Genomic DNA, 7,183 nt, shown 5'->3' with positions numbered 1-7,183 from the left:
GTAATTGATGTCCGCTCGCCATACAGCAGCTGTAGTCTATGAATGACATTCATAATGCCTAAGCTGCTCGATTCGCCTTCCTGCAGCGGTTCTTTGTTTTGCAGCTTCTCCAGCACCTCAGGACTAAAGCCCGTACCATTGTCGCTGATCGATAACGTAAATCCATGCTCGGAGTCTATTTCCGCACATATTTTGATTTGGAAAAGCTGCCTCCTGTTTTTGAACCCATGAATGATGGAGTTTTCTACAAAAGGCTGAATGGTTAATGCAGCAATTGGATAATGCAAAATGTCATCGATTCCCTCATAGGTACATTGCAGCTTCTCAGGAAACCTAATCTTTTGAATCGTCATATAGTTTTCGATATGCATTAGTTCTTCCTTAAGTGTAATCGTGTCCCGATTGGCTTTCATAATAAATCGGAAATAATCAGCGAGATGCAGCGACATCTTTTTCACCGATTCCGTATCGCCTAATGCTGCTAAATTATAAATAATATTTAAGCTGTTCATATAAAAATGCGGATTAATTTGCGCTTGGAGCTGCTTAAGCTCTCCTTGCTTCACGCGGAGCTGCTCCTCGTAAACATCAATTTTCAAGGTTTTAATTTGTTCAGCCATGATGTTGAAGGTGTTTCCTAGAAACTCAAATTCAAGCGATTTGTTTTTCTTCAATCTGACATCCAGCATTCCTAAAGAGATTTTCTTCATTCCTAGAATAAGCTCATGCAGCGGCTTAAACAGCATGTTCCTCATAAAGAACAAATAAATAAGCAAAATAGCTAGAAACCCAATTGGAGCAAACAACGTCGCATTTCTAAAAAATAATAAATTACGCAGCAGCGTCCGCTCAGGTATAACGACTCGATAAGCGATATCCACCATTTCGCTCATTCTATTCATAACAAGATAGGTTTCGCCTGTATTTCGATCAGTCAGCGATTCATACGGTTTCTTCGATATTTTATAGCTGAGTTCCAGCGGCGCTAAGTTTTCCGTCAATGACTGAACAAGCTGATCGCCAGCGCGTAAATAAATGCCGTTATGACCGATATCCCCGTCACTCCATTGAATCGATAACATTCTGTTTATATCTTGTACTTTAATGATTGCGCCGACGTATAAATCATCTGACACCTTAATGAAATTGATCAAAAAAAACTTCCCTGGCATCCGCTCGTCTGCTCTGACCTCCCATAAATGTTGATCATTCATAAGCAGATTTTCTTCCTTTGTCATTGAATCCATATGCGTTTTTATTATTTTTTTTGTATCGTTATATACGCTTTTTGTTCCAAAAATAATATCTTTATCGTGATATAGAAATACAGCATCAATCAGATTATAGACACCAACGTCGCGATTTAGCTTCCCATCAATTCTAATTTTCGTTAACGTATAACCGTCACTATCCATTGGAAAGGACATTAGCAAACCTACGTCGGTATCAAGCACTGACATTTTATAAAGATAATCATTAATCTGCAATAGATTTTGATCCGTTTGCCCCACGTAAATATCGAGTGTGTTTCGATAGGTCTCAGATACTTTCTCTCGAACGATCTCACGTGAGTAACTGTTGTTAATAAGCATATAAATAACTACAGGCAGCATAACTGCCATAAACCCAATAATAAGACGAGTTCTAATCGATTTACCGAACCTCACGCTCCGCTTCCCCCTACTATCGATTGAATCATAATCATATTACCATTTAAAGCGTTTTCTTGAAATCTCTTAAAAGCGATATGCTGATCCTTTTTTCAAATCTATTTAAAGCATAAAAAAACGCATATAGGATTTTCACCCCACATGCGCCAACGTCATTTTTTTTAAATCTCGACTTTCTTTTTTAACAAATAAATCATTAGAAACAAGTAACCTAAAGTAAACGCTAAATCCAGTAAAAATGGTCCGAATAAAAAATCCACATTAAATGATGAACCAAAGGTTACTGATCCGCTATTCGATTGAGGTACATTGACTGAAACTATACCCATCATACCTTCTTTTTGGTCAAATAACTGATACGTTAACCAAGAAGCAATGCTTTGTACTCCAAAGAAAAAGACAATCCCGATCCATGTAGAATGTTTCACTCGGAAGCTGCGCGCCACTGTAATGGAACATAGAATCGAGAGCATAAAGGATGTGTACATCCAAATATAGCTTATTACCATTCCGAATACAGCGCCGTTCTCTAAAGAAACATGTTCTTTGAAATATTGAATATCCATATCCGAAAATGCAATGAAGATCGCGATATGAATAGCTGCTATAATCAAAACGAGCAGCATGATGATCCAGCCTAGAAGGATAGCAGCACCTATTCCATTGATTGGGTGCAGCGGCAGTAAGCGCCGGCTGTAGGATTTAATGTTTCGTTCAAACGTACGGCAGCAATGGATGAACAACAAGATAAAGACCATTACATAGCCGAAAATACTAAACGCTGTAATAAGACCTTCATCCCAGTTGCGCGTTAATCCCGTAATACTGAGCGCTGCTTCTAGTATGATAAAGATTGCAAGCGTGCTGAGGATACCATCGTTGCTTCGCTTCCAATCGTATTTCAACAGCTTAATCATTCCCCAAACACCGCCTTAAACATTTCATCAACGCTTTTACCGTGAGCCAGTCGTATATTTTCTACCTCATCCTGCAATACAATCTTACCCTCGCGTATGAAAACAACTTCATCAAAGATCCGCTCAATATCGCGTACAAGATGGGTTGAAATGATTAAGCTGCTTTCTTCGTTATAGTAGTTAACAATCGCATCCAATATTTTCGTTCTTGCTACTGGATCTACGCCTCCGATTGGCTCATCAAGCAAATACAGCCTCGCATTTCGTGATAATACGAGTGTAAGCTGAAGACGTTCATTCATCCCTTTAGATAACGCGCTTACCCGATCGCGTTTATTCAAATTCATGAAAGCAAGCATTTCATTTGCTTTCTTATGATCAAAATCGGCATAAAAATCCTTATAAAAATCTATTGCATCCTCTACGCGCATCCAGCTCTCTGTGAGCGGTTGATCCGGCATAAAAGATGTAATTGCTTTTGTCTCGTTGCTTACAAGATGCCCGTTAATCGTAACCGTGCCCGAAGCTGGATGAATGAGTCCTGCAGCTATTTTCATCAATGTGCTTTTGCCACTGCCATTGCTTCCTAACAGACCAACAATCTTGCCAGGTGCCAACGTGAGTGAGACTTGGTCCAGCGCCTTCTTGCCGGCGAATGACTTTGATACCTCTGTCAGCTTCAAAATGCTCTCCACAGTCCCATCACTCCTTTACTTTATCTTCTTCTTTTACCGCTTGTGAAACGATCGTTACGATATCGTTATTTGCAAAGCCCAGCTCCTGCATCCCTTGAATAAAGCGACCGAGCAAATCTCCTGCCATTTCTTTTTTGATATCCATTATTTTCGACTCCTCACTAGTGACATATCGGCCAAGCCCGCGCTTCGTTTCGACGATTTGTTCTCGCTCAAGCTCCTGAAAGGTTCGTTGTATCGTATTCGGGTTGATTTGCAGTTCTAACGCAAGTTCTCGTACCGCCGGTATTTTATCCCCAGCCTTCAACTTGCCAATGACAATTTCTTTCTTAATATAATTCATGATCTGCAAGTAGATTGGCAAATTATTATCAAATTCTATGCTCACAATATGTCCTTCTCCCCTCAACTGCCCACTCGAAAACGTTGCATGTTAGGCAATATCCCGTTTTTTAAACGTAACAAAGCTAATGACCAAAAACAAACACACATATGCTGCACACACAACACTCGGGAACAACATTCCGCCAGATGACGATTCATTACCTGTAAATAACGATAGATCTGTATTCATAAAGAGTAGATATTTGGAGAAATCGTAGCTTGATAATAACATTTTCATTAAGCCTTCCAATAAGACAGCAGTCATGCCTATTCCTATTGTCGCTCCAGATGATCTCGTTAAAATGCCGAACATAAACGTTAAAGTTACATAGATGGTTGTATAAACTGTTTGAAATAACATTGATTTCGCAACATCCAACCAGGAAACTTCCCCTGTCGCTTCAAATCCAAATGCGATTCCTCCTGCTGCAAGAGCAGCAGCTATTGTGAAAATAATGAGCGAACAAACAAACAATATAACGGCTGCATATTTTGATGCTAAAATTTTGCTTCTACCATGAGCTCGTATGAGCAAAAATTTAACGGTTCCTAATTGATGTTCCTTTGCGACGATACCAGCTGTGAAAATAATGGCTACAATCGTTACGATCTGTCCGACTCCATTTGCCATGATCGATCCAGCAAATTCTAGCATAGTTGGATATTGATCACCAGACATTTTCCAAATTAAATAAGTGAAACCTACAATCGTAAGGAGCATTACTGCGTATGCAATGAAGAAGCTTCGTTTCTTTGACATTTTCAACCATTCGTTTAATACTAGACCGTTAAAATTAAGCAATGCGACTACCCCCAGTCCATTTCAAAAACTCGTCTTCCAGTGATATCTTCGTTTCAGTGATTCGATAAATTTTAATATTGTCTTCCCCTAGCTTGCTTACTACCTGAGGAATAAGTTCATTCTGAAGAGCTAATACAAGCTCGCTGCTATCTTTTAAAAGTTGAATAACCTCAACCCCATCTATACTTGTAGAAACCCGGCTTGCTCGCTCAATATCATCTACACGAACAACAACGGATAGTTGCTTGGATTGCTCTTCCTTATCGCTTAGTGAACGATGAGTCACATATTTGCCTTCCTGAATAACAACGACTCTGCTGCACATGAGCTCCATTTCTGAGAGCAGATGACTCGATACAAGAATCGATATCCCTTCTTGAACAGCTATTCTTTGCAAATATTGTCTCATTTCACGAATCCCTGCTGGATCTAAGCCATTAGTTGGCTCATCCAGTATTAACAAAGATGGATTGTCTAACAGTGCTTGTGCAATGCCTAGACGCTGCCTCATTCCAAGAGAGTATGCTTTTACTTTCTTGTTCATTGCTGCCTCTAAACCTACCAGCTCCGTAACTGCTTTTATCCGTTCTTCCGTAATGCCTGATGACATTCTCTGATATTGCTTTAGATTATCATACCCTGTCATATATGGATAAAACTCAGGATTTTCTATAATAGCTCCGATATGCCTTATGGCACCTGTAAATTCATTACGTATGCTTTTTCCTTGAATAAGCACGTCACCCTCGGACATTTGAATCAAACCCACAATCATTCGGATTGTCGTTGTTTTACCTGCACCGTTTGGCCCAAGCAACCCTACGATTTCTCCCTTGTGAATATTAAATGACATTCGATCTACGATTGCTTTGCCTGCAATACGTTTGGTTACATTTTTTAAAGAAAGTACGGGGATTGCTCCCTTTATTTCAGAAGATGATTTCATCATTTCCTTACCTCCATCGTCTTAGTGTTCTAGTTAAATAGTACACTAGGTCTAATCAGATGTAAAGGGGCAATTTTCAGGTCGATTTTACCTATTATGAAACTAAAACACAAAAAAACTCTTAAGATCATAATGATCTTAAGAGTTTGTGTTAGAAAAGTTGGTGCCGATGAGAGGACTCGAACCTCCACGGTTTCCCTCACGATTTTGAGTCGCGCGCGTCTGCCATTCCGCCACATCGGCATTTCAGTAAAGATGGCGTGCCCTAAGAGATTCGAACTCCTGGCCTTTTGATTCGTAGTCAAACGCTCTATCCAGCTGAGCTAAGGGCACATATTTGTTGCAACGGGAATCGAACCCGCGACCCTCGCCTTGGCAAGGCGATGCTCTACCGCTGAGCCACTTCCGCATATAAATGGCTGGGGATTCAGGGATCGAACCTGAGAATGACGGAGTCAAAGTCCGTTGCCTTACCGCTTGGCTAATCCCCAACAAAATACGTGATGCTAATTTTTGAATTAATGGGGCGATCGAGGGGAATTGAACCCCCGAGTGTCGGATCCACAAACCGATGCGTTAACCACTTCGCCACGACCGCCATATTCAAATGTTTTATTGGCAGGGGCAGCAGGAATTGAACCCACACCAAAGGTTTTGGAGACCTTTGTTCTACCTTTAAACTATGCCCCTAAGGTAAAAAAATGGTGGAGGATGATGGATTCGAACCACCGAACTCAGAGAGAGCAGATTTACAGTCTGCCGTGTTTAGCCACTTCACTAATCCTCCATGTGGTGCCGTCGAGAGGACTTGAACCCCCAACCTACTGATTACAAGTCAGTTGCTCTACCAGTTGAGCTACAACGGCATATTCACTTGTGTTGCTTGTACTGCATCAATGGTGGCTCGGGACGGAATCGAACCGCCGACACGAGGATTTTCAGTCCTCTGCTCTACCGACTGAGCTACCGAGCCTGATGTTGTTTTTAAGTGGCGGAGCTGACKGGATTCGAACCCGCGGTCTCCTGCGTGACAGGCAGGCATGTTGGGCCACTACACCACAGCTCCACATCATGTTCTCGGAAAGTTCCGAAAGGTAAAGAATTTGGTTGCGGGGGCAGGATTTGAACCTGCGGCCTTCGGGTTATGAGCCCGACGAGCTACCGGGCTGCTCCACCCCGCGTCGTTATTATTTAATAAATGGTGGAGGATGACGGGATCGAACCGCCGACCCTCTGCTTGTAAGGCAGATGCTCTCCCAGCTGAGCTAATCCTCCATGTTGAGCGACCTTTATATCATATCATAGGTCTTTCTTTTTTGTCAATCTTTTTTATAGAAAAGTTGGTGACCCGTAGGGGACTCGAACCCCTGTTACCTCCGTGAAAGGGAGGTGTCTTAACCACTTGACCAACGGGCCTTGCTGGCAGAGAGGAAGGGATTCGAACCCTCGAGACCCGGTTAGAGCCTACACGATTTCCAATCGTGCTCCTTCGACCACTCGGACACCTCTCTACAATGGCTCCCCGAACAGGACTCGAACCTGTGACAACTCGATTAACAGTCGAGTGCTCTACCAACTGAGCTATCAGGGAATATTTAAGCATTCAAAGCAAATTGCGCCCTGAAAACTGGATACGAAAGATTAGGCTTGCTGAAGCCTTTATGCTGCTGTCTACCGGATGTATGGGTCACAGTAAACGTGTTTAGGATAAGCCCTCGACCGATTAGTATTCGTCAGCTACACACATTGCTGTGCTTCCACCCCGAACC

Annotated in this window: 6 protein-coding genes and 15 tRNA genes; all 21 read right to left on the bottom strand. The window is 41.9% G+C overall.

All coding sequences use genetic code 11. The features are described from left to right. A partial coding sequence (locus AB4Z17_RS31305) for a sensor histidine kinase (RefSeq protein ID WP_441964180.1) occupies window positions 1-1,667 on the bottom strand: 1,667 nt, incomplete at its 3' end. A gap of 164 nt (window positions 1,668-1,831) precedes the next feature. Beyond that, on the bottom strand, window positions 1,832-2,587 hold the full coding sequence (locus tag AB4Z17_RS31300; protein WP_441908622.1) for a hypothetical protein: 756 nt from the start codon (window positions 2,585-2,587) through the stop codon (window positions 1,832-1,834). Then, window positions 2,584-3,282: an ABC transporter ATP-binding protein gene (locus AB4Z17_RS31295; protein WP_441908620.1), complete on the bottom strand. Its 699-nt coding sequence runs from the start codon at window positions 3,280-3,282 to the stop codon at window positions 2,584-2,586. The genes AB4Z17_RS31300 and AB4Z17_RS31295 overlap by 4 nt, the downstream gene beginning before the upstream one ends. Before the next feature lie 7 nt (window positions 3,283-3,289). After that, window positions 3,290-3,670, bottom strand: a complete 381-nt coding sequence (locus AB4Z17_RS31290; RefSeq protein WP_441908619.1) for a GntR family transcriptional regulator — start codon at window positions 3,668-3,670, stop codon at window positions 3,290-3,292. 45 nt (window positions 3,671-3,715) lie between these two features. Continuing rightward, window positions 3,716-4,468: an ABC transporter permease gene (locus AB4Z17_RS31285; protein WP_441908618.1), complete on the bottom strand. Its 753-nt coding sequence runs from the start codon at window positions 4,466-4,468 to the stop codon at window positions 3,716-3,718. After that, window positions 4,461-5,417 (bottom strand): ABC transporter ATP-binding protein, encoded by a 957-nt coding sequence (locus AB4Z17_RS31280; protein ID WP_441964178.1) that lies wholly within the window; start codon window positions 5,415-5,417, stop codon window positions 4,461-4,463. The genes AB4Z17_RS31285 and AB4Z17_RS31280 overlap by 8 nt, the downstream gene beginning before the upstream one ends. 158 nt (window positions 5,418-5,575) lie before the next feature. Further along, window positions 5,576-5,657, bottom strand: a tRNA-Leu gene (locus tag AB4Z17_RS31275). Between the two features lie 13 nt (window positions 5,658-5,670). Beyond that, window positions 5,671-5,747 (bottom strand) — tRNA-Arg (locus AB4Z17_RS31270). An 8-nt stretch (window positions 5,748-5,755) separates the two neighbouring features. Next, window positions 5,756-5,823, bottom strand: a tRNA-Gly gene (locus AB4Z17_RS31265). Window positions 5,824-5,830: 7 nt separating this feature from the next. Next, window positions 5,831-5,905 (bottom strand) — tRNA-Gln (locus tag AB4Z17_RS31260). Window positions 5,906-5,936: 31 nt separating this feature from the next. Further along, window positions 5,937-6,012 (bottom strand) — tRNA-His (locus tag AB4Z17_RS31255). 18 nt (window positions 6,013-6,030) lie between these two features. After that, a tRNA-Trp gene (locus AB4Z17_RS31250) sits at window positions 6,031-6,104 on the bottom strand. Window positions 6,105-6,116: 12 nt separating this feature from the next. Continuing rightward, a tRNA-Tyr gene (locus AB4Z17_RS31245) sits at window positions 6,117-6,201 on the bottom strand. Window positions 6,202-6,204: 3 nt separating this feature from the next. Next, window positions 6,205-6,280 (bottom strand) — tRNA-Thr (locus AB4Z17_RS31240). Between the two features lie 31 nt (window positions 6,281-6,311). After that, window positions 6,312-6,387, bottom strand: a tRNA-Phe gene (locus AB4Z17_RS31235). 16 nt (window positions 6,388-6,403) lie between these two features. Continuing rightward, window positions 6,404-6,480: transfer RNA gene (locus AB4Z17_RS31230), tRNA-Asp, on the bottom strand. A 38-nt stretch (window positions 6,481-6,518) separates the two neighbouring features. Continuing rightward, a tRNA-Met gene (locus AB4Z17_RS31225) sits at window positions 6,519-6,595 on the bottom strand. 18 nt (window positions 6,596-6,613) lie between these two features. Continuing rightward, window positions 6,614-6,689: transfer RNA gene (locus AB4Z17_RS31220), tRNA-Val, on the bottom strand. 66 nt (window positions 6,690-6,755) lie between these two features. Next, a tRNA-Glu gene (locus AB4Z17_RS31215) sits at window positions 6,756-6,830 on the bottom strand. Between the two features lie 4 nt (window positions 6,831-6,834). Beyond that, window positions 6,835-6,925: transfer RNA gene (locus tag AB4Z17_RS31210), tRNA-Ser, on the bottom strand. A 4-nt stretch (window positions 6,926-6,929) separates the two neighbouring features. Then, a tRNA-Asn gene (locus AB4Z17_RS31205) sits at window positions 6,930-7,005 on the bottom strand. Window positions 7,006-7,183 lie beyond the last annotated feature (178 nt).

The organism is Paenibacillus sp. TAF43_2, assembly GCF_052113545.1.
GTDB lineage: Bacteria > Bacillota > Bacilli > Paenibacillales > Paenibacillaceae > Pristimantibacillus.
This window is presented reverse-complemented; position numbering and strand designations above follow the sequence as displayed.

What these genes read in the sequence shown, in the direction of transcription:
- AB4Z17_RS31300 (WP_441908622.1), bottom strand. Translation starts at nt 2,587, where the DNA reads ATGATTAAGCTGTTGAAATACGATTGGAAGCGAAGCAACGATGGTATC.
- AB4Z17_RS31280 (WP_441964178.1), bottom strand. Translation starts at nt 5,417, where the DNA reads ATGATGAAATCATCTTCTGAAATAAAGGGAGCAATCCCCGTACTTTCT.